Genomic DNA, 24,590 nt, shown 5'->3' with positions numbered 1-24,590 from the left:
GCTGACGACAGTCACCGACATCAGTGACTGACATCATCGGGTGGCGCCCCTTCGGCCCGCCCACGAAGGAGCACAGAGATGCGTGTATTCGTCACCGGCGCGTCCGGCTGGATCGGTTCGGCCAGCGTCGACGAGCTGCTCGGCGCGGGCCACGAGGTCGTCGGCCTCGCCCGGTCCGACGCGGCCGCGGCCCGCCTGGAAGCCAAGGGAGCGACCGTCCTGCGCGGCGACCTCGACGACCTCGACAGCCTGCGCAAGGGCTCGGACGGTGCCGACGCCGTGGTCCACCTGGCCAACAAGCACGACTGGTCCGACCAGGCCGCCACGAACCGCGCCGAGCGCACCGCGGTGCAGACCATCGGCGACGTGCTCGCCGCCTCGGACCGCCCGTTCCTCGTGGCCGCGGGCGTCGCCGGCCTCACCCCCGGACGCCCCGTCACCGAGCGCGACCGCTCCCCGTTCGTGGGCCCGGACGCCCCGCGTGGTGGTGCGGAGAACCTGGCCCTCGACTACGTCGAGAAGGGCGTCCGCTCGATCAGCCTGCGCTTCGCCCCGACCGTCCACGGCGACGGCGACCACGGCTTCGTCGCCATCCTGGTGGCCGCGGCCCGCGCGCAGGGCCGCTCCGGCTACGTCGGCGACGGCACCACCGGCTGGTCCGCCGTGCACCGCTCCGACGCCGCCCGCCTCGTCCGCCTCGGCCTCGAGCAGGCGCCCGCGGGCACCCTGCTGCACGTCGTGGCCGAGAGCAGCTTGCCCAGCCGCGCGATCGCCGAGGCGATCGGGCACGGGCTCGACCTTCCCGTCGTCGACGTCGCCCCCGAGGACGCGGTGGAGCACTTCGGCTTCCTCGGCGCCTTCTTCGGCATGGACCTCTCGGCCTCCAGCACCCTCACGCGTGAGCTCCTGGGCTGGACCCCGACCGGCCCGACCCTGCTCGAGGACCTCGAGAGCGGGGTCTACTTCCGCAGCTGAGCGCCGACGCCCCCTGAGCCTGTCGAAGGGCCGGAACGCCCCCTGAGCCTGCAAGGGCCTCGAAGAGGTCGGCTCTCCCGTTTCACCAAGGCAGAACGCCAACCCCTGCGGGGCCCTTCGACAGGCTCAGGGGGCGTTCTTCGCGCCCTTCGACAGGCTCAGGGCGTTCTCCGTCAGTCGAGCAGGTCGCGGACCACGCCGTCGGCGAGGAGGCGGCCGGCGGACGTGAGGACGACGCGGCCCTCGGGCCCGGCGTGCTCCGGCGCTATCAGGCCCCGCACGGCCAGGTCGGGCAGGCGTCGCCGCTCGGTGGCGGTGAGCACGTCGACGGGCAGGCCCTCGGCGAGGCGGACCTCGAGCAGCACGCGCTCGACCCGGCGCTGCTCGGGGTCCAGCAGCTCGCGGCCCGCCGCCGGCGACCGGCCCGCGGCGAGCCGGGCGGCGTACGGGGCGGGGTGCTTGACGTTCCACCAGCGCAGGCCGGCGACGTGGCTGTGGGCGCCGGGGCCGATGCCCCACCAGTCGTCGCCGCGCCAGTAGCCGAGGTTGTGGCGGCAGCGGGCGGCGTCGTCGCGGGACCAGTTGCTGACCTCGTACGCCCCCAGGCCGGCCTCGACGAACCGCGCGTCCGCGGCCACGTAGTCGTCGGCCAGGGTGTCGTCGTCGGGCATCGGCAGCTCACCGCGGCGGACCCGGGCGGCGAGGCGGGTGCCCTCCTCGACGATGAGGGCGTACGCGCTGACGTGGTCGGGCCCGGCCGCGAGGGCCGCCTCGACGCTGGTCGCCCAGTCCGGGGCGGACTCCCCCGGCGTGCCGTAGATCAGGTCCAGGCTCACGTGGTCGAAGCCGGCGGCCCACGCGTCGGCGACGGCCTGCTGCGCCCGGCCGGGCGTGTGCGCGCGGTCGAGCGTGGCGAGGACGTGCGGGACGGCGGACTGCATGCCGAAGGAGACGCGGGTGAAGCCCGCCTCGCGCAGCGTCGCCAGCCCCGCCGCGTCGATCGAGTCCGGGTTGGACTCGGTCGTGACCTCCGCGTCGGGCGCGAGGCCGAAGCGGTCGTCGACGGCCGCGAGGAACCGGGCCAGGTCCGCGGGCGGGAGCAGCGTCGGCGTCCCGCCCCCGACGAAGACGGTGGAGACGCTCGGCACGTCGGCGCCGAGCGTGGCGACGGCGAGGTCCAGCTCGGTGATCGCGCGGTCGACGTAGCCGAGCCGGCTCGCACCGGGGTCGGGCCCGAGCTCGGTCGCGGTGTAGGTGTTGAAGTCGCAGTATCCGCAGCGGGTCGTGCAGAACGGCACGTGGAGATAGATCCCGAAGGGTCGCCGGCCCACCTGGGCCACGACCTCGTCCGGCAGCCGGCCGTCGTCGGGAGCGGGATCCCCCTCGGGCAACGCGGACGGCACCGGGCGAGGTTAGTCGCCCGGCCCCAGCCCGTGACCCCGGACGCGGCTCAGGGCAGCAGCACGAGCTTGCCCCGCACGTGGCCGGACAGGCTGGTCGCGTAGGCCTCCGCCGCCCGGTCGAGCGGGAAGGTCTGGACCTTGATCACGATCCTGCTCTCCCGCAGCAGCTCCGCACCCTCGCCGAGCGCCTCGACCGGGCGCGACTCCCCTGGGCCGCCGCCCGTCACCAGCGCGCCCTCGGCGGCCAGGTCGAAGTTGGCGATGGAGATGACCTTGTCGTGGCTGGGCGCGAGCGCGAACAGCTCGGCCGCGGCCGTCCTGCCCGCCACGTCGGCGACGGCGTCGACCCCGCCCGGGGCCGCCGCCCGCACCGCCTCGACCAGGCCGTCGCCGTAGGTCACCGGCACCGCACCGATCTCGCGGAGGTAGCCCTGGTTGTCGGCGCCGGCGGAGGCGACGACGGTGATGCCGCGCGCGACCGCGGTCTGGACGAGGACCGCGCCCACGCCGCCCGCACCGCCCGCGACGAAGAGGGTCTGTCCGGGCTCCACCCCGACGAGGCGCAGGACGCGCTCGCTGACCTCCAGCGCGCTCGGCGCCGCCGCCGCGACGCTCCAGTCGAGCGAGGCGGGCTTCGGCGCCCACGCCGTGAGGACGGCGAGCTCCGCCTGGGTGCCGGTGCCGAGGCCGAAGACGTCGTCGCCGACGGACACCCCGGTCACGCCCTCGCCCACCTCGTCGACCACGCCGGCGGCGTCGAAGCCCGGGACGACGGGCGCCTCGGGCGTCTCGCTGCCTCCCATGAACCCGCCGAGCAGCTTCCAGTCGATCGGGTTCACGCCGGCCGCGGCGACCCGGACGCGCACCTGCCCGGGCCCGGCGTGGGGCTCCGGGACGGCCGCCACGTGCAGGACCTCGGGGCCGCCGTGCTCGGTGTAGGTGAGGGCTCGCATGGCGTTCTCCGTCTCGTCGTCCGGCCCGGGCGGTGCCCCGCTCCGGTGTCTGCGCTCACAACTAGAGTCCCGCGCATGGGTATTCCCCCCGCACTGCCCCGTCGCCGCTTCCTGTCCGGGCTGGGCGCCTCGGCCCTCGCCGTCGGCCTGGCCGGGTGCGGCAGCAACACCGGACGCGCGCCCGAGGCCTCGGCCCCCGCGAGCGGCTCCACGGGCCCGAGGCCGGCGCTGTCGCAGTGGTACCACGAGTACGGCGAGGACGGCGTCGAGGCGGCGGTCAAGCGCTACGCGGCGGCGTACGAGCAGGCCAGCGTCACCGTCCGGTGGAACCCGGGTGACTACGACAAGCTCGCATCGGCCTCGCTACTCACCGCGGACGTGCCCGACGTCTTCGAGTACGGCAACGGCCCGACGCTCGACATGATCCGGGCCGGCCAGGTCGTCGACCTGACCGACACCCTCGGCGACGCGGCGAGCCAGTTCTCCAAGCCCGTGCTCGACGCGATGACCTGGGAGGGCAAGGTCTACGCGATCCCGCAGACCGTCGACATGCAGATGCTCTTCTACCGCAAGTCCGTGCTGGAGAAGGCGGGCGCCGCCCCGCCGACGACCCTGGCCGAGCTCACCGCGGCGGCCAAGGCGGTCACGACCAAGGACATGGGCGGCTTCTTCGCCGGCAACGACGGTGGCGTGGGCACGCTGGCCCAGATGCTGGTGTGGTCCTCCGGCCACGAGCAGCTGAACGCCGACAGCACCGGCATCGGCTTCGACGACGCCGAGGGCTGGGCGGCCTTCGCCGCCTACCGCGACCTCGCCACGTCCGGCGGGCTCGTGCGCAGCGCGTCGGCCGACTGGTTCGACGCCGGGCCGCTGACCAACGGCGAGACGGCGATGCAGTGGACCGGGCTGTGGACGCTGCCCGACGTCCAGAAGGCCCTCGGCGACGACTTCGGCGTGCTGCCGTTCCCGTCGGTCGGCGCGAGCGGCCGGCCCGCCGTGCCCTTCGGCTCGTACGGCTCGATCGTCGCCGCCAAGGGCAAGGACCCGGAGGCGGCCAAGGCCTTCGTGCGCTGGCTCTGGGTCGACCAGGAGGCCGACCAGGTCGACTTCTCCAACTCCTACGGCGTGCACATCCCGGCCAAGCCGGCCCTGGTCCCGCAGGCGACCAAGATCGCCACGGGGGCGGGGGCCGAGGCCGCCAGGTTCGTGGACGAGCTCGGGCACGCGCCGAGCAAGCTCTGGACGCCCGCGACCTCGAACGCCCTGAGCGCGGCCCTCACCCGGGTGATCACCAAGAACGCCGACCCGAAGACCGAGATCGGCCAGGTCGCGGCGACGGCCAGGACCGAGATCGCCCGCGCACGGGGGTGAGCCCGGCGTGAGCACCGCAGCGCCGGTCCGCGACGGTACGGACGACACGAGCGGCACCGGCGGGCCCGTCGCCCCGGTCGTCCCGCGGACCCGGCCCGGGGCCCGGCGGCGTTCCGACCTCGCCTGGTTCTGGGTCTTCTGCGGCCCGTTCGTCGCGGGCCTCGTGGTCTTCGTCTACGTGCCGGTGCTGTGGAGCGTCTACCTGTCCTTCTTCGACGCCCGGAACACGGTCACGCCGACGACGTTCGTGGGGCTCGGCAACTACGCCTACCTCCTGACGAACCGCTCGTTCCTGGTCAGCATTGGCACGTTCGTGGTGTTCGCGGTGCTGATCGTCCCGACGACCTTCGCCCTCGCGCTCGCCCTGGCGCTGCTGGTGGCCCGGGCTCGGTACGCGCAGGCCTTCTTTCGGTCGGCCTTCTTCCTGCCCACCGCCTGCTCGTACGTCGTCGCCGCCCTGGTCTGGCGGCTGTCGATCTTCAACGGCGCCCGCTTCGGGCTGGTGAACTCCGCCCTCCGCGCCGTCGGCCTCGACCCCGTCGCCTGGCTCAGCGGCGAGCACTACCTCTACTGGGTCGTGCTTGTCACGCTCCGGCTGTGGCTGCAGGCCGGCTTCTACATGGTGCTGTTCCTCGCGGGCCTGCAGCGGATCCCGACCGACACGTACGAGGCCGCCGCGCTGGACGGGGCGACCGGCTGGCGCACGGTCCGCTGGATCACGCTCCCGCAGCTGCGGGCCACCTCGGTGGCCGTGCTGCTGCTGCTGACCATCGGCGCCTTCCAGGCGTTCGACGAGTTCTACAACACCCTCGTCTCGGTCGGGAGCTACCCGCCGTACGCCCGTCCCCCGCTGGTCTACCTCTACCTGGTCTCGCTCGGGCAGGGCACGCAGGACCTCGGGGTCGGCAGCGCGGGCACGGTGATCCTGACGATCGTGGTCGCGCTGCTCGGGCTCGGTCAGCTCCGGCTGCTGCGGGAACGTCGCGAGCCGTGAGCCGCCCGACGACCGGACCGCGGGGCGTACGCCGGCGGGGCCCCGAGGTCGCGACGCACGGGCTGCTCGCCGTGCTGGCGCTCGTGTTCCTGCTGCCGTTCTACGTCGTCGTGCGCAACGCCCTGGCCTCGCCGTCCGAGCTGGTGTCGGCGTCCTGGGTGTGGTGGCCGGCCCACCCGTCGCTGGAGAACCTGCGGCGGCTGTTCGCGGACGAGAACGTGCAGTTCGCCCGGAGCCTCGCCAACTCCGCGGTCGTCTCGGTCCTGCAGACCGTCCTCACCGTCGCGATCTCGGCGATGGCCGGCTACGGCCTGGCCCGGATCCCGTCGCGGGCGAGCCGCCTCGTGCTCGGCATGACGGTGCTGACGCTGATGGTCCCGACCACGGTCACGTTCGTGCCGACCTTCGTCATGGTCTCCAGCCTCGGCTGGATCTCCAGCCTGCGGGGGCTCGTCGTGCCGGTGCTGTTCTCGGCGTTCGCGACGTTCCTGTTCCGCCAGTTCTTCTCCGGCTTCCCGGTCGAGCTCGAGGAGGCCGCGGCCATCGACGGCGCGGGCCGCTGGCGGACGTTCACGAGGATCGTCCTGCCCAACGCCTGGGGCATCTGCGCCGCCGTCGGCACGATCACGTTCCTCAACGCCTGGAACGCGTTCCTCTGGCCGCTGCTCATCGGCCAGGACCCCGCCTACCGGACGGTCCAGGTCGCGCTCAGCGCGTACACGTCCTCGCAGCGGGTGGACACGGCCCAGGTCTTCATGGGCTCCGCCGTCGCGATCCTGCCGGTGCTGATCGTGTTCGTCGTCCTCCAGCGCCAGCTCGTGCAGGGCGTGGAACGTTCCGGCATCGACTAGAAAGCAGCACCCTCTCCCCCGGAAGTGGTCGCTCCGGAGCTGTTCCCGGCCCGGTCCGGGCCTCGGACCGACCACTTTCGGAGCAAAGCAGGGTCAGCCGACCAGGCCGATCACCAGGTTGATCACGGTGGCCGTGATGGCGGTGGCGAAGAAGTAGGACAGCAGGGAGTGGCCGAGCACGAGCCGGCGGATCGCCGGGCTCTTCACGGCGGTGTCGGAGACCTGGAAGGTCATGCCCAGGTTGAACGCGAAGTAGGTGAAGTCGGCGTACATGGGCCAGTAGCCGTCGACGTTGAAGTCGATGCCGCCGGCGACGGTGACCTCCTCGCCCGTGAGGGGCTCGTGCAGCACCAGGGGGGGCACGCCCTCGTCGGGCCGGCCGTAGAAGAGCCGTGCGTAGTGCGGCGCGTAGAGCGTGTGCAGCAGGAACCACGAGAGCAGCACGCTGCCGACCGCGAAGGCGGCGTCCACGTCGTTGCCCTGGCTGCGCCCCTGGTCGAGCACGAGCAGCGCGACGACCGCGCCCAGGTTGCCGACGATCACCATCGTGATGCCGACGTCGCGGACGAGGATGTTCGGGTCCTCGCGGCCCGCGTGGGCGTACGTCCCCTGCCCCTTGAAGCGGCGGACGGCGAGGTAGGTCCAGACGACGTACGCGGCGGCGACGGCCATCAGGCCGCTGAGCACCCCGTAGCGGAGAGCCGTCGTGAGCGCCACGACGACGCCCACGACCAGCCCGACGCCGACGGACACGACGAAGCGGAACGTGCCCCGGCTGGACGGGCGCGCGAGCAGCGCCGCGACCCGGGCGCGCCGGGCCTCGACCTCGGCGCCGCCCGACGACGTCACCGCCGGCCCCGGGTCACTTCTTGGCCGGCTCCGTGGTGGAGAGCGCGGCGACGAACGCCTCCTGGGGGACCTCGACGCGGCCGACCATCTTCATCCGCTTCTTGCCCTCCTTCTGCTTCTCCAGCAGCTTGCGCTTGCGGGTGATGTCGCCGCCGTAGCACTTGGCGAGGACGTCCTTACGGATGGCGCTGATCGTCTCGCGCGCGATCACCCGGGCGCCGATGGCGGCCTGGATCGGCACCTCGAACTGCTGGCGCGGGATGAGCTCCTTGAGCTTGCCGGCCATCATCAGCCCGTACGAGTACGCCTTGTCCTTGTGCACGATGGCGGAGAAGGCGTCGACCGGCTCGCCCTGCAGCAGCACGTCGACCTTGACCAGGTCGGACTCCTGCTCGCCGTTCGGCTCGTAGTCGAGGCTCGCGTAGCCCTTGGTCCGCGACTTCAGCGCGTCGAAGAAGTCGAAGATGATCTCGGCCAGCGGCAGGGTGTAGCGGATCTCGACCCGGTCGGCCGAGAGGTACTCCATGCCGTGCTGCACGCCGCGACGGGCCTGGCAGAGCTCGAGGATCGTGCCGATGTAGTCGACCGGGGTGAGGATCGCCGCCTTGACCACGGGCTCGTAGACCTCGGCGATCTTGCCGCCCGTCGGGTACTCCGACGGGTTGGTCACGGTGACCTCGGAACCGTCCTCCATGACCACGCGGTAGACCACGCTCGGGGCGGTGGAGATGAGGTCCAGGTTGAACTCGCGCTCCAGCCGCTCGCGGACGATCTCCATGTGGAGCAGGCCGAGGAAGCCGATCCGGAAGCCGAACCCGAGCGCGCCGGAGGTCTCCGGCTCGTAGACCAGCGCGGCGTCGTTGAGCTGCAACTTGTCGAGGGCCTCGCGGAGCTCGGGGTAGTCGGCGCCGTCGATCGGGTAGAGCCCGGCGTAGACCATCGGGTTCGGCGTCTTGTAGCCGCCGAGGTCCTGGGTCGCCGGCCGCGCCAGCGTCGTGACCGTGTCACCGACGCGCGACTGGCGGACGTCCTTGACCCCGGTGATGAGGTAGCCCACCTCGCCCACGCCGAGCGACCGCGACTTCACCGGGTCGGGCGAGATGACGCCGACCTCGAGGGCCTCGTGGGTGGAGCGGGTCGACATCATCTGCACCTGCTCGCGGTGCTGGAGCTCGCCGTCGACGACGCGGACGTACGTCACGACGCCGCGGTAGGTGTCGTAGACGGAGTCGAAGATCAGCGCCCGCGCCGGGGCCGTCGGGTCGCCCACGGGGTGCGGGACCTGCGCGACGATCGCGTCGAGCAGGGCGTCGACGCCCATGCCCGTCTTGGCCGACACCCGCAGGACGTCGCCCGGGTCGCACCCGATGATCCCGGCCAGCTCCGCGGCGTACTTGTCCGGCTGCGCGCTCGGCAGGTCGATCTTGTTGAGCACCGGGATGATGTGGAGGTCGGCCTCGAGGGCCAGGTAGAGGTTCGCCAGCGTCTGCGCCTCGATGCCCTGCGCGGCGTCGACGAGCAGCACGGCCCCCTCGCAGGCGGCAAGCGACCGGGAGACCTCGTACGTGAAGTCGACGTGCCCAGGGGTGTCGATCATGTTCAGGATGTAGGTGGGGTCCGTGTCGGACCCGTGCGAGTCGCGCCAGGGCAGCCGGACCGCCTGGGACTTGATGGTGATGCCGCGCTCGCGCTCGATGTCCATCCGGTCGAGGTACTGCGCGCGGGCCGAGCGCGCGTCCACCACGCCCGTCAGCCCGAGCATCCGGTCCGCCAGCGTCGACTTGCCGTGGTCGATGTGGGCGATGATGCAGAAGTTCCGGATGAGCGCGGGATCGGTGCGGCCGGGAGTCGGGGCAGGGATCACAACGAGCCATCATTCCATGCGGCCCCAGCACCTCCCGCCCGCGAAAGCCGGTGGGGAGCGGGGTGGCGGCCCGGTGACCGGCGCCGGGTAGGAGGCCCGGACCCGGGGGCCGACGCCGCCGAGTTGAGGGGTGGTGCCGGGCGCTGGTAGTCTGACAGATCGTGCCTGGGAACAGGCGCCCCAGTTCCTGTTCATTCTCGCCAGCCTCGCAAGGATCAAATACCCCGTGGCCAACATCAAGTCCCAGATCAAGCGCATCAAGACGAACGAGAAGTCGCGTCAGCGCAACAAGGCCGTCAAGTCGGCGCTGCGTACCCAGGTGCGCAAGTTCCGCGAGGCCGCGGAGTCCGGCGACGCCGAGAAGGCGACTCTCGCCGCTCGCGCCGCGGGCCGTGCGCTCGACAAGGCGGCGTCGCGCGGCGTGATCCACGCCAACCAGGCGGCGAACCGCAAGTCGGCCATCGCCAGCAAGGCCGCCAGCATCGTCTGAGCACCACCCGCACGTCTCTCGACGTCCCGGTCACCGCACGGTGGCCGGGACGTCGTGCGTTCCACGGCGGGAGCGACGCTGCGGTCAGGCTCAGGAGCGGCGGGCCGCCGCCACGGCGAGGACGGCCCGTTCCAGGGAGAAGGACGCGTCCTCCGCGGCGCCCTTGACGTCGGCGTCGGCGACGGCGACGGCCTTGAGCGCGGTGGCCAGACCACGGGCGTCCCAGCCCCGGGCCTGGGACCTCATCGACTTGAGCTTCCAGGGCGGCACGCCCACCTCGCGGGCGAGGTCGACGTCGCGCTGGCCCGGGGCCGCCCCGACCAGCTTGCCGAGGCCGCGGACGCCGGAGGCGAGCGCGCTCGTCACCAGCACGGGGGCGACGCCGGTCGTGAGGGCCCAGCGCAGCTGCTCCATCGCCGCGCCCGTACGCCCGGAGAGGACGGCGTCGGCCACAGCGAAGCTCGTCACGTCGGCCCGCCCGCCGAAGTAGCGGCGCACGTCCTCGGTCTCGACGTGGCCCTCGGTGTCGGACACCAGCTGGGCCGCCCCGGCCGCGAGCGCCCGCAGGTCGTTGCCGACCGCGTCGACGAGCGCCTGCGCGGCGCCGGCCTCGACCGTGCCGCCCGCGCGCCGGACCTCCGCCGCCACGAACTGCGGTAGCTCCCAGGTCTTCACCGGCGGGCAGTCGACCACGGTGACGTCGAGCGCCTTGAGCTTGTCGAGGACGGCCTTGCCCTTCTGCCCGCCGCCGTGCACGAGCACGAGGGCGACGTCGGGCAGCCGGCTCCCGGCGACCTCGAGCAGGGCGGGTGCGACCTCGGGCGGCAGGTTGGCCAGGTCGGTGACGACGACGGCCTTGCGGGTGGCGAAGAGCGAGGACCCGCTCAGCTCGGTCAGCCGGCCCGCGTCGAGGACCACGGCCTCCGTCCGGCTGATCTCGACCTCGGGCGACTCCTTGGTCGCGCGGGACAGCAGGTCCGCCACGGCCCGGTCGGCGAGCAGCCCCTCCGGGCCGCTGACGAGGGTCGTCCGCCCGAACGGGGACGGGACGGAACGCGTCCTGGTCGCTGCGGCCACGGCGTCAGCATGCCAGGCCCCTCCGACACCACCCGGGCCTCGCCGCCTGTCGGCTCCACGGTCCTCCCGCCGGTGCGTCCCGGGCCCCGGGCGCGCTCGGGTCGATAACCTGCGTCCAGGTCGGGTCCGTCTCGGCGAGGGGGTTCGTCGTGGTCGCGCCGGTGGTCGAGGCCCTGCTGCTGCACGTGATGCGGCGCCGGGCCGCCGTCGCCGCGAAGCCGGTCCCCCGCCCCACCCGGCTGGTCAGCCGCAGCCGCACCGTGAGCAGCGTCGGCTACGTCGCCGAGCGCACGTCCGTGCTGCTGCTGCCGCCCGGCGGCGACCTGCAGGTGCTCCCCGCCGGCAGCCTGGTCCTGCCCGCCCTCCTCGGGCGGCACGGGTCCACGTACGTGGTCGTCAGCCACGACCCGGTCGACGTCTGGCTGCGCGTGGGACCCTTCGAGACCCTCGACGACCGGCAGGTGCACCAGGTCGAGCTGCGCCTGCGCGTGACGCTCGGGTCCTCCCCCTCCGGCCTGCGCGAGCTCACCGACGGCGCCCTGCCGGACGTCGCCGACCCGGAGGACGGGAGCGAGGACGGAGGCTCCGCCGCCGGGGCGGTCCCGCACCGACCCGGGCGGCTCGACGGCGTGGGCGAGGCCGTCCTCGACCGGCTCGCAAGCGCGGTCTCGGACCGCACCACGGAGGCCGTCCGACGTCGGACGCTGGCCGAGCTGACCGGGCTCAGCCTCGCCGTGGTGCTGGACGGGGCGCTGCCGCCGACGTTCCTGGGCGGGCTGGTCGAGCGCACGGAGCTGGAGGTGCTCGACGTGGACTGGCCCACGGAGGGCCGCGGCCTGCCCGTGCTCGTGCCCCCGGCACCGGGTGCTGCCCCCGACCCGGGACCCGTGCCGCGATGACGCTCGCCCACGGCTACGTCGCCACCCACGAGGTGGAGCCCGAGCTCGGCTCCCCCTGGCCCGGGCGCGAGCTCGGGCTGCTGCGGCGGACCGTCCGGCACGCCGCCACCCTCCCGCTCGCGCTGCTGCTGGCCGTGCAGTGGCTGTTCATGGTCGCCGGCGGGCTGCCCGAGACCAGCGTGCTGCCCGCCCGCACCTGGTGGCTGGCCCAGCTGGGCGGGCTCTCCCTGCTGCGCCACCCCGTCGAGATCGGCCTGCTGCTGGTCTGCAGCGCCGCCTCGAGCGTGCTGGTCCGCCGCGGCCAGCGGCTCGGACGGGCCTGGCTCGTCCTGCCCGCCGCCGTCGGCACCCTGGTCGCCCTGGTCGTCCTGGTCGAGGAGGCCGCGGGCGGGCTCACCGCCGGCGCCCTGGCCGTCATCGTCCTGCTCGTCTGGCTCGCCTCGACCCTGTGGGCGGCCACCCACGCCGTGCTCGCCGGACTCGCCCCCCGTGCGCCGGTGACGCCCCGCACCGGCGCGCTGCTCGTCGCCGCCTGGGTCGTGCTGCTGCCCGGACCGCTGGCCCTCGGCCGGTGGCTGCTCGCCCCCGGCCTCCGGGCCGAGGCCGCCGTCCTCGCCGGCAACTCCGTCGCCCTCCGCTTCAGCGCGCTGCTCACCTCGGCCTCGGTCCGGCTCTACCTCTTCGGGGCCCTGCTGGGCCTCGCCGCCTGGCTCGGCCACCAGTGCTGGCCCCGGCCGGGCGGCCGGCGGTCCTGGCGCTGGTACGCCGCCCTCGCCGTGGCCCTGGTCGCCCTGCTCGAGCTGTGGTGGACGGCCCAGAGCGCGGCCGACCGCCGGGTCACCGAGCTGCGCTACGGCAGCCCGGCGGCGGAGCTGCACTTCACCTGCGCGACCTGGGTCTACCCGCCCGGCCCCGACACCCCCGCGGACACCCCGACCCAGACCATCGCGGTCAGCGGGTCCGGCTGCACGAAGGTCACCGCGTACGCCGGCTTCCGCCAGACCGGCACCTCCCCCGCCGGGGTCTCCGTCTCCCCCGTCGCCCTGCGCGGGCCCGTCGTCGGCGCACCCGAGGATCCCGACGACGGCGGGCTCCTGACCCGCCCCGCGACGGGTCCGGCCGGGGAGCCCCGCCCGCTCGTCGGCGCCCGCTACGGCGACGTCGTGGTGCTCGCCGGGTCGAACCGTTACGACCGGACCGCCGACCAGGTCGTGGCGGTGTCGCTGAAGGGCGGTCCGGCGCTGTGGCGCTTCGTCTGCGCCGAGAAGCGCGAGGTCCGCGCCCGCTTCGCCGGCGGGCAGCGCGATCCCGCCTCGACCGCGACCGTCGCGGGCGACCCCGGCGACGTCGTCGTCCTGACCTGCGGCAGCCGTCGGCTGCGCCTCGACCCGGTCACCGGGCTCACCGCACCCCGCTGACCCCGCCCGCCTCTCGGCGGGCATCACCGCTCGGTCGCCACGGTCAGCCGACCGCTGCGCTCCTCGATCGCCACGCCGCCGTGCTCGTTGGTCGCCAGCACCTGCATGCCGAGCGCGCGCAGGCGCGCCACCGTCCCGGGCGCCGGGTGGCCGTAGTCGTTGTCCACCCCGGCGCTGGCCACCGCCAGCCGGGCGTGCGTCGCGGCGAGGAACGCCTGGTCCTGCCGCGACGACCCGTGGTGGGGCACCTTCAGGACGTCGGCGTGCAGGTCGGCACCCGCCGCCACGATCGCCTCCTGCCCGGCCGGCTCGACGTCGCCGGTCAGCAGCACCCGCAACCCCGACACCGTCACCATGAGCACCAGGCTGGCGTCGTTCTCCCGGCCCGACTCGTCCTCGCCCGCCACCTCCGCCGCCGGCCCGGCCCGCGGCCCCAGCACCTCCCACCCCACCGCACCCACCGACCCCGTCGCCCCCACCGCCGGCGTCAGGACCGGGACGCCCTGGGCCGCCGCCGCGGCCCGCACCCGCTCGACGCCCGACGTCGGGTACGGCAGCGGGCAGACCCAGACCTGCCCGACCGGCCGCGCCCCCAGCACCGCGCCGAGCCCGCCGACGTGGTCGTCGTGGAAGTGCGTCAGCACCAGCAGCGGCACCCGGCGCACCCCGAGCTCGGCCAGGCACCGCCGCATCGGCCCCTCCTCCGGCCCGGTGTCGACCACCACCGCGTCGTGCGGCCCCGCCCGCAGCACCAGCCCGTCGCCCTGCCCGACGTCGCACGCGACCACCACCCAGCCCGACGGCGGCCAGCCGGGACGGCGCGGCGCCCCGACCAGCGCCAGGACCATGGCGACCGCCAGGGCGAGGGTGAGCCAGCGCCGGACGAGGACGAGGGGCAGCAGGAACGCCGCCGCCAGGCACGCTCCACCGAGCCAGACCAGGGCGAACGGCGTCGCGGGCCACGGTCGCGACGAACCCGGCAGCGCGGCCCCGGCGTGCGCGACCCACAGGATCGGCTGGGCCGACCACGCCGCACCGAACCCGAGCAGCGCGGCGAGGTGCCCGCTGAGCAGCGAGGCGGCCGCCGCCGCGAACCCGAGCACGGTGGCCGGCCCGACGAACGGTCCCGCGACGGCGTTGGTCAGCAGCCCGGACACGCTCACCCGGCCGGAGATCGCCGCGACGACCGGCAGGGTCGCCAGGTGCGCGGCGAGCGGCACGGCGACCGACTCTGCGACGACCCGCGGGAGCCACCGCTGCAGCAGCAGCGTCCACGGCCGCGCCCACCAGACGATCCCGCCGCTCGCGAGCACCGACAGGACGAACCCCACGGAGCGGGCCAGGAAGGGGTCGAGCAGCAGCAGCCCGGTCGCCGCGACCGACAGGTGCCGCATCCCGGCCTGCCGCCCGCCCGCCCCGAGCGCCGCGAGCGCCACCAGCCCCATCGCGGCCGCCCGCAGCACGCTCGGCTCCGTGCGGCACAGCGCCACGAACACCACGACCGTGGCCAGGCCGACGACCCGCAGCGCCCGGCCGCGGACGCCGACCCAGCGCGCGAGCACGAGGCAGAAGGCCAGCAGCAGGGTCAGGTTGGCCCCCGAGACGGCCGTGAGGTGCGACAGGCCGGTGGTCCGGAAGTCCTCGACCACCTCGGGGGTCAGCGCCGACGTGTCGCCGAGGACGAGCGCCGGCACGAGCGCGCGGGGCTCCGGACGACGGTGCGCCACGGACGCGCGCAGCCCGGCCCGGACCCGTTCGACCAGCCGGAGCGACGCCGACGGGGGCCGGACCAGCGTTCCGGCCGTCCGTACGCGCACGACCGCCGCGAAGGCGTCGCCGCCGCCGGCCGCCTCGAGCCGCCCGTCGACCCGCACCCGGCTGCCCACGGGCCAGTGGCTCCACACCCCGACCGCGTCCCCGGTCACCACCAGCAGCACCGGCGTCCGGGTACGCCAGGCCCGGCCGCGCCCGTCGACCTCGACGGCGAGGGCGTCGAGGCTCGCGTACGCCGGCCGCACGCCCGAGGCCGGGTGGACGCGGGCGTCGCCCCGGACCTCGACGACGAGCTCCGCCACGGCCCGCTCGCCCGCCAGCGTCGCGACGGGCCCGGCCGCCAGCGCCTCCGCCCGCAGGCCGCCGGAGGTCGCCGCCACGAGCAGGACGCAGGCGACGGCGACCAGCACCGCGGAGCCCCGGCGCCAGGCCAGCAGCGCGGCGCCGAGGGCCACGAGCACCGCCGCGCCCCAGCTGGGCCCCGCGCCCGCCGTCCCGAGCCACGCCCCGGCCCAGGCGGCGAGCGCCACCCCGACCATCCGGAGGTCGCGCGACCTCACACGCGTACATGGGGCGCGAGCCGGGCGTACGTCTTGGGCCCGATCCCGTCGACCTCCTGCAGCTCGTCGGCCGCGCTGAACCGTCCGTGCTGCTCGCGCCAGTCCACGATCTTCTGCGCCGTCACCGGCCCGACCCCGGGCAGCGTGTCCAGCTGGTCGACGCTCGCCCGGTTGAGGTCGACGACCGCACCCGACCCCGCCGTGGACGCCGACCCCCCGGTCGAACCACCCCCCGAACCCCCGCCACCGGCTGCCGCGCCCACCGCGCGCACCTCCCCCAGCGGGTGCCTGCGGGTGCCGACGACGACCTGCACGCCGTCCTCGAGGGGCTGCGCGAGGTTGAGCTGGGCGGGGTCGGCGTCGTCCCGCAGGCCGCCGGCGGCCTTGATCGCGTCCTGCACCCGGGCGCCGGCGGGCAGCCGGACGAGCCCGGGGTGCCGCACCGCGCCCAGCACGTGCACGACGAGGCCACTGGCCGAGGGGTCCGCCGAGGCGGACGCCCCACCGGCCGCTCCCCCGGGAGCCGTGCCGGACGAGGGCTGACCGGGCACCGGCTGCGCGGGTGCCGTCGGCACGCCCGGCCCGGCGCTCGACTGCACCGTCGGTGCGGCGACGGCCTCGGGACGGCTACGGACCCACGACCAGCCGCCCCAGACGAGCCCCACGAGCAGGACGGCGGCCACGACGCCGAGGTGCCACCGGGTGAACCGCCGCGGCACCTCGAGGTCGTCCAGACCCACGGCGGGCGGCTCGGCCTCGCGAACCCCCGGCCACGCCGCCCCGCGCCCGCCCCGGACCACGCCGTCCTCCTCGTCCTCGCCGGGCAGCAGCCGGGCCGCCCGCCGGGGCCGGTCGGTGGTGCCGCCGAGCAGCCGGGCCAGCCGGTCCCGCGCGAGCGCGGTGAGCTCGGGGTCGGGCGGAGCAGGTCGACGGGCCACACCCTCCTTGTACGGACGCCCCGGCGGACGTGCCGCCGGAGAGCCGCCCTGGGGACGGGCGGGACGCGCAGGAACCCACCCTGGGGACGAACGGCACACGTCCGCCGGAGGACCCTCCGGTGTCCGGGACGCGTACGGACGACCCGCCGGCACCCGCCCACGACGTAGAGTCCGCCCCGACGGCGGGTGGCGAGGGAGAGTCGGACCGGTGACGGATGGGTCGAGGCGCGTCTGGCGCGCGGCGCCCGCCACCCTTGTCGTGGTCGTGGTGTTCACGGTGCTGGCCGCCGCGGCGGTCGGCGGGCTGGCCTACCTCGTGCACCAGCGCGACGGCTCGGTGTGGGTGCCGGCCGCGCTCGCGGCCCTCGCGCTGATCGCCCTGGGCTACGCCTGGCGCTTCGGCCTCCACCCGCGCCTGGTCGCCGACGACGACGGGGTGCACGTGCGCAACCCGTTCTCCCGGCGCTCCTTCGCCTGGTCCGAGATCACGCTGATCGCGCCGGGCGAGAACGGGCTGGTCGTCGCCTCCGACGACGAGACCGCCGAGGCGTGGTGCATCCAGAAGTCGAACTTCGCGCTGCGGCGCGGCCGCTTCACCCGGGCCGACGCCGTCGCGCACGAGCTCATCGACCTGCTCGAGCTGCGCGACCCGCCCCTCGAGGACACCGGGACGGGCCTGCGGATCCGCCGCGCCCGGCCCGACGAGGCCCGCCTCCTGACCCGCATCGAGCGGGCGGCGAGCGAGGAGAACCTCGAGCACCTCTTCCCGCCGGAGGAGTTCCCCTACCCCGTGGGCGAGGTGACCGCCCGCTGGCGCCGGGTGCTGCACGACCCGGCCTCGCGCGTGTTCGTGCTCGACAAGGACGACGACGCGCTCGGTCTCGTGGCCTTCTCCTCGGCCGGGGAGGTGCTGCACCTCGCCGTCGTGCCGCACCGCGTGCGGCTCGGCTACGGCTCGGCACTTCTGGAGTTCGCCGTTCGTCACCTGCGTGAGAGCGGCGAGCCCGAGGCCGGCCTCTGGGTGCTCACGGGCAACGCCGGGGCGCGGGCCTTCTACCGCCGGCACGGCTGGACCGAGACCGGGCAGCGGCGCGACTGCCGCTACCCGCCGCACCCCGAGGAGCTCCGGATGGTCAAGCAGGTCCGCAGCAGGCCGCGCCGCGCCGCGTGAGCGCCTCGACCAGCGCCCGGACGGCCTGGGACAGCACCCCGTCGCGGCGCCGGCGGCCCCCGGTCGTCGTCGTGGTGGCCCTGGTCCTGCTCGTGCCCTCGGTCGCGGCGACGCTGCTGCGCGTGCTCGCCCCCAGCGACGACACCGGCGCGATGCTCGCGTCCTTCGTCCCGTACGGCCTCGTCACCTACGCACTGGCGCTCGTCCTGCTGCTGCTCGGCCTCCTGGTGGCCCGGCGCCGCCGCCCCCTGGTGGTGCTGACCGTCGTCGTCGCCCTCCTGACGGGGCTGCACCTGAGCTGGCTCGCGCCGTTCTTCGTGCCCGACCACCGACCGGTCGTCGGCCCGTCCTTCACGGTCCTGGCGCAGAACGTCTACCTCGGCCAGGCGGACACCGGGCGCCTCAGCCAGGTCGCCCAGGGCGCCGACGTCGTGGTGCTGAGCGAGACGACGCGGCTGTTCCTGCGGAACCTCCAGACCCCGGCCTGGGACGAGCGCTACCCGTACGCGGTCGGCGACCTCTCGGGGCCGCCCAGCGACACGACGATCTTCTCCCGCTTCCCGCTCACCGACGCCCAGCTGCTGGCCCGGTCGGTCTCGACGCAGTGGATCATGACCGTCGAGGTGCCGGGGCGGGAGCCGGTGCGCCTGCTGGGCGTCCACCCGTGCAACCCCTACTGCGGCGGCGGGGCCTTCGCCCGCGACCACGCGGTGCTCGAGGCGGCCGTGCTGGCGAACCTCTCCCGGCCGCTGGTCGTGGCCGGCGACCTCAACGCCATCGACGACCACGCTCCCCTGCAGCGGCTGCGCGCCGACGGGATGCGCAGCGCCGCCGACCTGGTGGGCGCCGGCTGGGTGCCGACCTACCCCGCGAACCGGGCGTTCCCGCCGCTGCTGCCGATCGACCACGTCCTCGTCGACGACCGGCTCACCGCCACCTCGCTGCGGTCGGTCCGGATGCCCGGCAGCGACCACCTCGGACTGCTCGCCACGCTCGCCGGCACCGACTGAGCCGGGCGCTCCCCCGTACGGTCCCCGGGCCCACCCGGTGAGCGGCCCGCGACCCTCAGCGACGCCGCCGGGGTCCCGCGCAGGTGCAGACCCGCAGGCCGCGACCGACGAGGTAGTCGCAGGTGACGGCGTGGCTGGTCGACTTGCGGGGGTCGAGCAGCGGGCGCGGCACGCGCGGGCGGGAGGCGGCCGCGAACATCGACAGGTCGCTCATCAGTACCGCTCCTTCAGGGCGCGCAGGTCGCCGGCGTCCGGCGTGGTCCGGCCGTGGGCGACCGCGTTCATGATGCTGGACTTGCGCTTGACGTGCGGCAGGCCGACGCCGTGGCCGAGCTCGTGCTCGGCGATGTTCAGGCGGTCGGCGGCCGAGGCGTGCTTGGCCCAGCGGTCGTTGTAGACCACGGTGGCCGAGGTCAGCTTGTTCGTGCTCTTGGCGAAGGTCCACTTCGTGTTGCCGGCCAGGGTGCCGCCACCGAGGTCCGCGGAGCTCACGGTGATGCACTGCACGGCCGGCTGGGCGGCCGACGTCCGCACCGGGCACGACGCGACGAGGACCAGCTTGAGGTGCGTCCCCTTGCTCAGGCGCTCGGTCGCGGCCTTCACCGGCCAGCGGTTCGAAGCGGTGCTCTGGACGTAGACCGTGTCCTGCGCCCAGCCGAGGTCGTTCCCGACGTTCTCGGTGCTCGTCCCCGTGCTCGTCGCGCTGGGGGTCGTGGACGCGGGGGTCGTGGCCCCCGCCGGCAGGCTGTGGCCGAGGAGCAGCACGAGCAGGGCCGACGCGAGCAGCGCCAGGGCCAGGCGTGCGACGGGGTGGAGGCGGTTCCGGTCGGTGGTGGCGAGGTGCGCGGGGGTGACGCTCATCGGGTTCTCCTGGGGGTCGGAGAGCCCGGACGGGCTCTCCCCAGAAGATTGACCTTTCAACCATCAGAGGAGGTTGGGGTCTGCTCCACACCTTGGCAACGTTGTCACAGTTCTCGCCAGTGCCACTTGGGAGGATATTTGGTTGACGCTTCAATCCCTCAGGACCGCCTCAAGGGCGGCGCAACCTCAGGGCCGGGGCTGTCCCGACCCTAAGGTTCGCGGGAGGACGCGCGCCGCCGCGCTCCTCCCGCGCTCTAGCGACCGGGGACGATGCTGACGAGCTTGGGTGCGCGCACGATGACCTTGGCCACCTCGCGCCCGGCCAGGGCCCGCAGCACGCCCTCGTCGGCGAGCGCCGCCTCGCGCAGCTCGTCCTCGGTGACGTCGGGCGCCACCTCGATCCGCCCACGCACCTTGCCCTGCACCTGGAACACGCACGTCACGGTCTCCGCGACGAGCAGCGCCGGGTCGACCTGCGGCCAGGCGGCGTGCGCGACCGACGGCTCGCGGCCGAGGCGCTCCCACATCTCCTCGGCGACGTACGGCGCGACCACGCCGAGCGCGACGGTGACGACCTCGGCGGCCTCGCGGACCGCCGGGTCCCCCGCGCCGGGGCCGGAGTCGACAGCCCGCCGGGCCGCGTTGACCAGCTCCATGACGCGGGCCACGGCCACGTTGAACCGCTGGGACTCCAGCGCCGCCGTCACGTCGGCCAGCAGGCGGTGCGTCTCGCGCCGCAGCGCCCGGTCCCCGGTCGCCGGGTCGGTGCCCACGGCGCTCGTCACGTCGGCGGCCAGGCGGTAGGCCCGCTGCAGGAACTTCAGCGAACCCGCCGGCGACACGTCGGCCCAGTCGATGTCCTCCTCCGGCGGCCCGGCGAAGACGACGGTGAGGCGGATGGCGTCCACCCCGAAGGCGTCGATCTGCGCGCCGAGGTCGACGCCGTTGCCCAGCGACTTGCTCATCGCGCGGCCCTGGTTGATGACCTGGCCCTGGTTGAGCAGCTTGCGCATCGGCTCGACGAAGTCGACCAGCCCCATGTCGAACAGCACCTTGGTGAAGAAGCGCATGTAGAGCAGGTGCAGGATCGCGTGCTCGACGCCGCCGACGTACTGCGCGACCGGCATCCAGCGGCGCACGTCGTCCGGGTCGAACGGCGCGGTCGTGTCGCCGGGGCTGCAGTATCGGAAGAAGTACCACGACGAGTCCACGAACGTGTCCATCGTGTCGGTGTCCCGCTTGGCCGGGCCGCCGCACTGCGGGCAGGCCACGTTCACCCAGTCGGTGGCGCTGGCCAGGGGCGACGTGCCCTTGGGCGCCAGCGCGGCACCCGTCAGGTGCGGCAGCTCGACGGGCAGCTGGTCGTCGGGCACGGCGACCTCGCCGCAGCCCGGGCAGTGGATGATCGGGATCGGCGCGCCCCAGTAGCGCTGCCGGCTCAGCAGCCAGTCGCGCAGCCGGAAGGTCACCGCCGACTCGCCGACGCCGTCGTCCTGCAGCTGCTCGACGATCCGGGCGATGCCCGCGGTCTTGTCCGTCAGCCCGTCCAGGGGGCCCGAGGCCACGTACGCGCCGTCACCCGAGGTCGCGACCCCGGTCTCGGCGGGGTCGGGCTGCCCGGTGTCGACGACGACGCGGACGTCCAGGCCGTGCGCCCGGGCGAAGTCGAGGTCGCGCTGGTCGTGCGCGGGCACGGCCATCACGGCGCCGGTGCCGTACTCGGCCAGCACGTAGTCCGCGGCGAAGACGGGGATCTGCTCGCCGTCGACCGGGTTGGTCGCGTGCACGCCCAGGAACACGCCGGTCTTGGGCCGGTCGGTCGACTGCCGCTCGATCTCGGTGATCCGCTTGGTCTGCTCGAGGTAGGCCTCGAAGGCGGGGCGGTGCTCGTCGGTGACGATCTCGGCGGCCAGCGGCGCCTCGGGCGCGACGACGAAGAAGGTGGCGCCGTACAGGGTGTCGGGCCGGGTCGTGAACACCCGGACCGGCTCGGTGCGGCCCTCGACGGCGAAGTCGACGTACGCCCCCTCGGAGCGGCCGATCCAGTTGCGCTGCATGGCCAGCACGCGGTCGGGCCAGCCGCCCTCCAGCTCGGACATGTCGTCCAGCAGGCGCTGCGCGTACTCGGTCACCCGGAAGTACCACTGGGTCAGCTGGCGCTTGGTCACCGTCGTGCCGCAGCGCTCGCAGGTGCCCTGGACGACCTGCTCGTTGGCCAGCACGGTCTGGTCCTTGGGGCACCAGTTCACGAAGCTCGCCTTGCGGTAGGCCAGCCCCCGCTCCCGGAACCGCAGGAACAGCCACTGCGTCCACCGGTAGTACTCGGGGTCGGACGTGTGCAGCCGCCGCGTCCAGTCCAGGCTCAGGCCGTAGCGCCGGAACGACGTCGCCTGGGTGTCGATGTTCGCGTACGTCCACTCGGCCGGGTGGGTGCCCCGCTGGATGGCCGCGTTCTCGGCGGGCAGCCCGAAGGAGTCCCAGCCGATCGGGTGCAGGACGTCGTAGCCCTTCAGCCGCAGGTAGCGCGAGGCGATGTCGCCCATCACGAACGCCTCGGCGTGGCCCATGTGCAGGTCGCCGGAGGGATACGGGAACATGTCGAGGACGTACGCGCGCTCGGCGGAGTCGTCGTCGCGCGGCACGAACGTCCGGTGCGTCTCCCAGTACTCCTGCCAGCGCAGCTGGGCGGCGGCCGCGTCGTAGCGGTCGGGCGCGTCCTCGGGCTCGGCGGCGGCAGCAGCAGCCTCGACGGCGGTCATCGGTGTCTCCTCGTCCTCATCTCCGGGCATGGAAAAGCCCCCGTGCCGGCAGGCACCAGGGGCAGCCGCGCAGCGATCGCCGCGCGGCTAGATAAGCAGAGAGATCCCGGACACGGGGTTGAGTCTAATCCCCCTCAGGGGTGGGCCGGCGGACGTGACCGGCGCCCGAGCGCGACCAGGACCCCGGCGAGCAGCGAGCCGCTCGTACCCAGCGTCAGGTCGCCCAGGGTGTCGGGGTAGACGTAGGCGTAGGTGGGCAGGTCGCGCAGGAAGGCCTCGTACTCCCCCAGCTCCCAGACCAGCGCCGCGGTAGCGCCGAACCCGAGGGCGACCATGACCACGACGCCCGCGCCGATGCGTCGTCCGGGGTGCCAGGCGAGCAGCACCCCCGCGGTCAGCAGCAGCCAGTGGGCGAAGTGGCTGACGTCGTCCCACCAGGTGACGGTGTCGAAGAAGTTCAGCCGGTTGCCGGTCAGGTCCGACAGCCACGGCAGCGTCACGAGCAGGTCGGCCGCCCAGGGGAAGCCGCGCGCCTGGCGCCGGCGCCCGCGCAGCCACCACCAGACGGGCACGGCCAGCGCGCCGAGCGGGTAGACGACGAGGCGGAGCCCCGCACCCTTGGCCTTGAGGTTGGACAGGTCCGGGTACGCCAGCGCGACCACGAGCAGGACGACCAGCGCGAGCTTGGCCGCGACGTCGAGGGCGACCAGGACCCGGGCGCCCGTCGACGGGCCCGCGACGGGGGTGGTCAGCGGCGGCCGAGGCGGCGCTCGCCGCTGGCGCCGCGCTCGTAGCCGAGGCCGTAGTGCGCGTAGAGCTGGGGCTCCAGCTCGGAGGTGAGCTCGCCGTCGGTCTCGATGGCGGGCGCGTCCTTGGCCGTCTTCTTGTCGGTCGTCACGCGGACCTGCTTGGGGCTCACCGTCGCGCCGGTCAGCGGGACGAAGACGAGCTTGGCGGGGACGCCGCGCTTGACGCTGGCGAAGGCCGGCTGGTCGGTGGAGGTGTCGAAGTAGACGCCCTCGAGCGAGCCGATCTTCGAACCCGTCGGGTCGACCACGTTCAGACCCTGCCAGTCCCGGATGTCGCCGACCTCGACCACGTTGACGCTCACTGTTCCTCCTCGCACCGACGGCCCCGTGGCCGCCGCCGCCGAGCCTAGTCTTCGGACCCCCCGTCCACCGGGAGCACGCCCGAGCGGTCGGGCGTCAGCCGGCGTGCGCCTGCTGCGCCTCCCAGGCGCTGGCGATCATGTCGCGCAGCGAGTGCCGCATCTTCCAGCCCAGGTCGCGGGCGGCCAGCTCGCCGGACGCGACGATCCGGGCGGGGTCGCCGGGGCGCCGCGGCGCGACGTCGGGCGTGAAGTCCACTCCGGTGACCTCGGCGGCCACGTCCATGATCTGGCGCACCGAGACGCCGTCGCCGCTGCCCAGGTTGTAGACGGGCTCGAGCGGGGTCCCCGCCTCGAGCGCGTGCGCCGCCACGACGTGGCTGTGCGCGAGGTCGGCGACGTGCACGTAGTCGCGCACGCAGGTGCCGTCGGGGGTGGCGTAGTCGTCGCCGTTGATCCGCGGGGTCTCGCCGCGGGCCAGCATGCCGAGGACCAGCGGGAACAGGTTGTGCGGGCTGGTGTCGTAGAGGTCGGGCGTCGCCGAGCCCACCACGTTGAAGTAGCGCAGCGACGTGTGCGCGAGCTCCGAGCCCGCGAGCTCCGCGGCCCGGGCCTGGTCGGCGATCAGCCACTCGCCGATCAGCTTGCTCTCGCCGTACGGGGACTCCGGGCGGGTCGGGGTCTGCTCGGTGACGAGGTCGACGTCGGGCGTGCCGTAGGTGGCGGCGGAGCTGGAGAAGACCAGGCGGCGCACGTCGGCCGCGGCCATCTGCTCCAGCAGGGTCGCGGTACCGGTGACGTTCTGCTGGTAGGTCAGCAGCGGCCTGCTCACCGAGACCCCCGCGTACTTGAAGCCCGCCAGGTGCACCACGCCGGTCACGTCGTGCTCGACCAGCGTGTGGCGGACGAGGTCGCCGTCGAGCAGCGTCCCCCGCACGAACGGCACCTCGGCCGGCACGAACGAGGGGTGCCCGCTGGTCAGCGAGTCGATCACGACGACCGGCTCCCCCGCCTCGCGGAACGCCCGTACGACGTGGGCCCCGATGTAGCCCGCTCCTCCGGTGACCAGCCAGGTCATGCCTGCGTCCTTCCTCCGGGCCGACCCTGTCGACCGATCGTCCTCGCCTGCGCGACGCAGGCAACTTCCTCACACGCGAAACCTGCGCGTCACCCACGCGTGAGAACTGTCATGCCGCCGTAACCAGCCGCACGTCTGGCGCAACACGAGTCCAGCAGAGTGCTGCCCATCCTCGCGCGCCACCTCGG

The 24,590-nt window shown here is 74.2% G+C and carries 22 protein-coding genes; 9 read left to right on the top strand and 13 right to left on the bottom strand.

Annotated features, from left to right (window positions below; genetic code table 11):
• Positions 1 to 78: 78 nt before the first annotated feature.
• Entirely contained in the window at positions 79 to 975 is an 897-nt protein-coding gene (locus ABD665_RS20305; protein ID WP_204913083.1) for an NAD-dependent epimerase/dehydratase family protein, read from the top strand.
• 173 nt (positions 976 to 1,148) lie between these two features.
• Here the strand turns inward: ABD665_RS20305 and hemW are convergent, their stop codons facing one another.
• Positions 1,149 to 2,378 carry a radical SAM family heme chaperone HemW gene (gene hemW / locus ABD665_RS20300; protein ID WP_204913084.1) on the bottom strand — a complete coding sequence of 410 codons (1,230 nt, stop codon included), beginning with the start codon at positions 2,376 to 2,378 and terminating at the stop codon, positions 1,149 to 1,151.
• Between the two features lie 47 nt (positions 2,379 to 2,425).
• The gene (locus ABD665_RS20295; RefSeq protein ID WP_204913085.1) at positions 2,426 to 3,331 is read right to left on the bottom strand and encodes an alcohol dehydrogenase catalytic domain-containing protein; all 906 of its coding nucleotides are present in this window, start codon (positions 3,329 to 3,331) and stop codon (positions 2,426 to 2,428) included.
• Positions 3,332 to 3,406: 75 nt separating this feature from the next.
• Here ABD665_RS20295 and ABD665_RS20290 point away from each other — a divergent pair, with 75 nt between their 5' ends.
• Genes ABD665_RS20290 through ABD665_RS20280 form a run of 3 tightly spaced genes read left to right on the top strand, consistent with a single transcriptional unit; the run spans position 3,407 to position 6,547 of the window.
• Complete coding sequence (locus ABD665_RS20290) at positions 3,407 to 4,702, top strand: extracellular solute-binding protein (protein ID WP_204913086.1); 1,296 nt, start codon at positions 3,407 to 3,409, stop codon at positions 4,700 to 4,702.
• A 7-nt stretch (positions 4,703 to 4,709) separates the two neighbouring features.
• Positions 4,710 to 5,696, top strand: coding sequence for a carbohydrate ABC transporter permease (locus ABD665_RS20285; RefSeq protein WP_204913087.1), 987 nt, complete (start codon positions 4,710 to 4,712; stop codon positions 5,694 to 5,696).
• The gene (locus ABD665_RS20280) at positions 5,693 to 6,547 is read left to right on the top strand and encodes an ABC transporter permease subunit (protein WP_204913088.1); all 855 of its coding nucleotides are present in this window, start codon (positions 5,693 to 5,695) and stop codon (positions 6,545 to 6,547) included. The genes ABD665_RS20285 and ABD665_RS20280 overlap by 4 nt, the downstream gene beginning before the upstream one ends.
• A 93-nt stretch (positions 6,548 to 6,640) precedes the next feature.
• Here the strand turns inward: ABD665_RS20280 and ABD665_RS20275 are convergent, their stop codons facing one another.
• Together ABD665_RS20275 and lepA are read right to left on the bottom strand one after the other, a co-directional pair.
• On the bottom strand, positions 6,641 to 7,396 hold the full coding sequence (locus ABD665_RS20275) for a DUF1345 domain-containing protein (protein ID WP_204913089.1): 756 nt from the start codon (positions 7,394 to 7,396) through the stop codon (positions 6,641 to 6,643).
• A gap of 13 nt (positions 7,397 to 7,409) precedes the next feature.
• On the bottom strand, positions 7,410 to 9,257 hold the full coding sequence (lepA, locus tag ABD665_RS20270) for a translation elongation factor 4 (RefSeq protein WP_204914794.1): 1,848 nt from the start codon (positions 9,255 to 9,257) through the stop codon (positions 7,410 to 7,412).
• Between the two features lie 229 nt (positions 9,258 to 9,486).
• Between lepA and rpsT the strand changes: the two genes are divergently transcribed.
• Positions 9,487 to 9,750 (top strand): 30S ribosomal protein S20, encoded by a 264-nt coding sequence (gene rpsT, locus ABD665_RS20265; protein WP_204913090.1) that lies wholly within the window; start codon positions 9,487 to 9,489, stop codon positions 9,748 to 9,750.
• A gap of 90 nt (positions 9,751 to 9,840) precedes the next feature.
• Here the strand turns inward: rpsT and holA are convergent, their stop codons facing one another.
• A complete protein-coding gene (holA, locus tag ABD665_RS20260) occupies positions 9,841 to 10,827 on the bottom strand; it encodes a DNA polymerase III subunit delta (protein WP_204913091.1) in 987 nt (328 codons plus the stop codon).
• 149 nt (positions 10,828 to 10,976) lie between these two features.
• On the opposite strand from holA, the gene ABD665_RS20255 reads away from it, so the two are divergent.
• Together ABD665_RS20255 and ABD665_RS20250 are read left to right on the top strand one after the other, a co-directional pair.
• The gene (locus ABD665_RS20255; protein ID WP_204913092.1) at positions 10,977 to 11,726 is read left to right on the top strand and encodes a hypothetical protein; all 750 of its coding nucleotides are present in this window, start codon (positions 10,977 to 10,979) and stop codon (positions 11,724 to 11,726) included.
• Positions 11,723 to 13,144 (top strand): hypothetical protein, encoded by a 1,422-nt coding sequence (locus ABD665_RS20250; RefSeq protein WP_204913093.1) that lies wholly within the window; start codon positions 11,723 to 11,725, stop codon positions 13,142 to 13,144. Before ABD665_RS20255 ends, ABD665_RS20250 begins: the two co-directional genes overlap by 4 nt.
• A gap of 23 nt (positions 13,145 to 13,167) precedes the next feature.
• On the opposite strand, the gene ABD665_RS20245 is transcribed toward ABD665_RS20250, so the two are convergent.
• A complete protein-coding gene (locus ABD665_RS20245; protein WP_204913094.1) occupies positions 13,168 to 15,477 on the bottom strand; it encodes a ComEC/Rec2 family competence protein in 2,310 nt (769 codons plus the stop codon).
• Entirely contained in the window at positions 15,474 to 16,415 is a 942-nt protein-coding gene (locus tag ABD665_RS20240) for a helix-hairpin-helix domain-containing protein (protein ID WP_344742931.1), read from the bottom strand. The genes ABD665_RS20245 and ABD665_RS20240 overlap by 4 nt, the downstream gene beginning before the upstream one ends.
• A gap of 208 nt (positions 16,416 to 16,623) precedes the next feature.
• Here ABD665_RS20240 and ABD665_RS20235 point away from each other — a divergent pair, with 208 nt between their 5' ends.
• Both ABD665_RS20235 and ABD665_RS20230 read left to right on the top strand, forming a co-directional pair.
• Complete coding sequence (locus tag ABD665_RS20235; protein WP_204913095.1) at positions 16,624 to 17,586, top strand: GNAT family N-acetyltransferase; 963 nt, start codon at positions 16,624 to 16,626, stop codon at positions 17,584 to 17,586.
• Positions 17,583 to 18,596 (top strand): endonuclease/exonuclease/phosphatase family protein, encoded by a 1,014-nt coding sequence (locus tag ABD665_RS20230; RefSeq protein ID WP_204913096.1) that lies wholly within the window; start codon positions 17,583 to 17,585, stop codon positions 18,594 to 18,596. The genes ABD665_RS20235 and ABD665_RS20230 overlap by 4 nt, the downstream gene beginning before the upstream one ends.
• Positions 18,597 to 18,651: 55 nt before the next feature.
• On the opposite strand, the gene ABD665_RS20225 is transcribed toward ABD665_RS20230, so the two are convergent.
• The 6 genes from ABD665_RS20225 to galE all read right to left on the bottom strand — a co-directional run bounded on the left by ABD665_RS20225 (position 18,652) and on the right by galE (position 24,402).
• Entirely contained in the window at positions 18,652 to 18,810 is a 159-nt protein-coding gene (locus ABD665_RS20225) for a hypothetical protein (RefSeq protein ID WP_204913097.1), read from the bottom strand.
• Entirely contained in the window at positions 18,810 to 19,457 is a 648-nt protein-coding gene (locus ABD665_RS20220; protein WP_204913098.1) for a matrixin family metalloprotease, read from the bottom strand. The genes ABD665_RS20225 and ABD665_RS20220 overlap by 1 nt, the downstream gene beginning before the upstream one ends.
• 254 nt (positions 19,458 to 19,711) lie before the next feature.
• Entirely contained in the window at positions 19,712 to 22,216 is a 2,505-nt protein-coding gene (gene leuS / locus ABD665_RS20215; RefSeq protein ID WP_204913099.1) for a leucine--tRNA ligase, read from the bottom strand.
• A gap of 134 nt (positions 22,217 to 22,350) precedes the next feature.
• A complete protein-coding gene (locus tag ABD665_RS20210) occupies positions 22,351 to 22,878 on the bottom strand; it encodes a DUF2238 domain-containing protein (protein ID WP_204913100.1) in 528 nt (175 codons plus the stop codon).
• 86 nt (positions 22,879 to 22,964) lie between these two features.
• Complete coding sequence (locus ABD665_RS20205; RefSeq protein ID WP_204913101.1) at positions 22,965 to 23,327, bottom strand: PRC-barrel domain-containing protein; 363 nt, start codon at positions 23,325 to 23,327, stop codon at positions 22,965 to 22,967.
• Positions 23,328 to 23,421: 94 nt separating this feature from the next.
• A complete protein-coding gene (gene galE / locus ABD665_RS20200; protein WP_204913102.1) occupies positions 23,422 to 24,402 on the bottom strand; it encodes a UDP-glucose 4-epimerase GalE in 981 nt (326 codons plus the stop codon).
• Positions 24,403 to 24,590 lie beyond the last annotated feature (188 nt).

Source organism: Microlunatus spumicola, assembly GCF_039536445.1.
GTDB lineage: Bacteria > Actinomycetota > Actinomycetes > Propionibacteriales > Propionibacteriaceae > Microlunatus > Microlunatus spumicola.
This window is presented reverse-complemented; position numbering and strand designations above follow the sequence as displayed.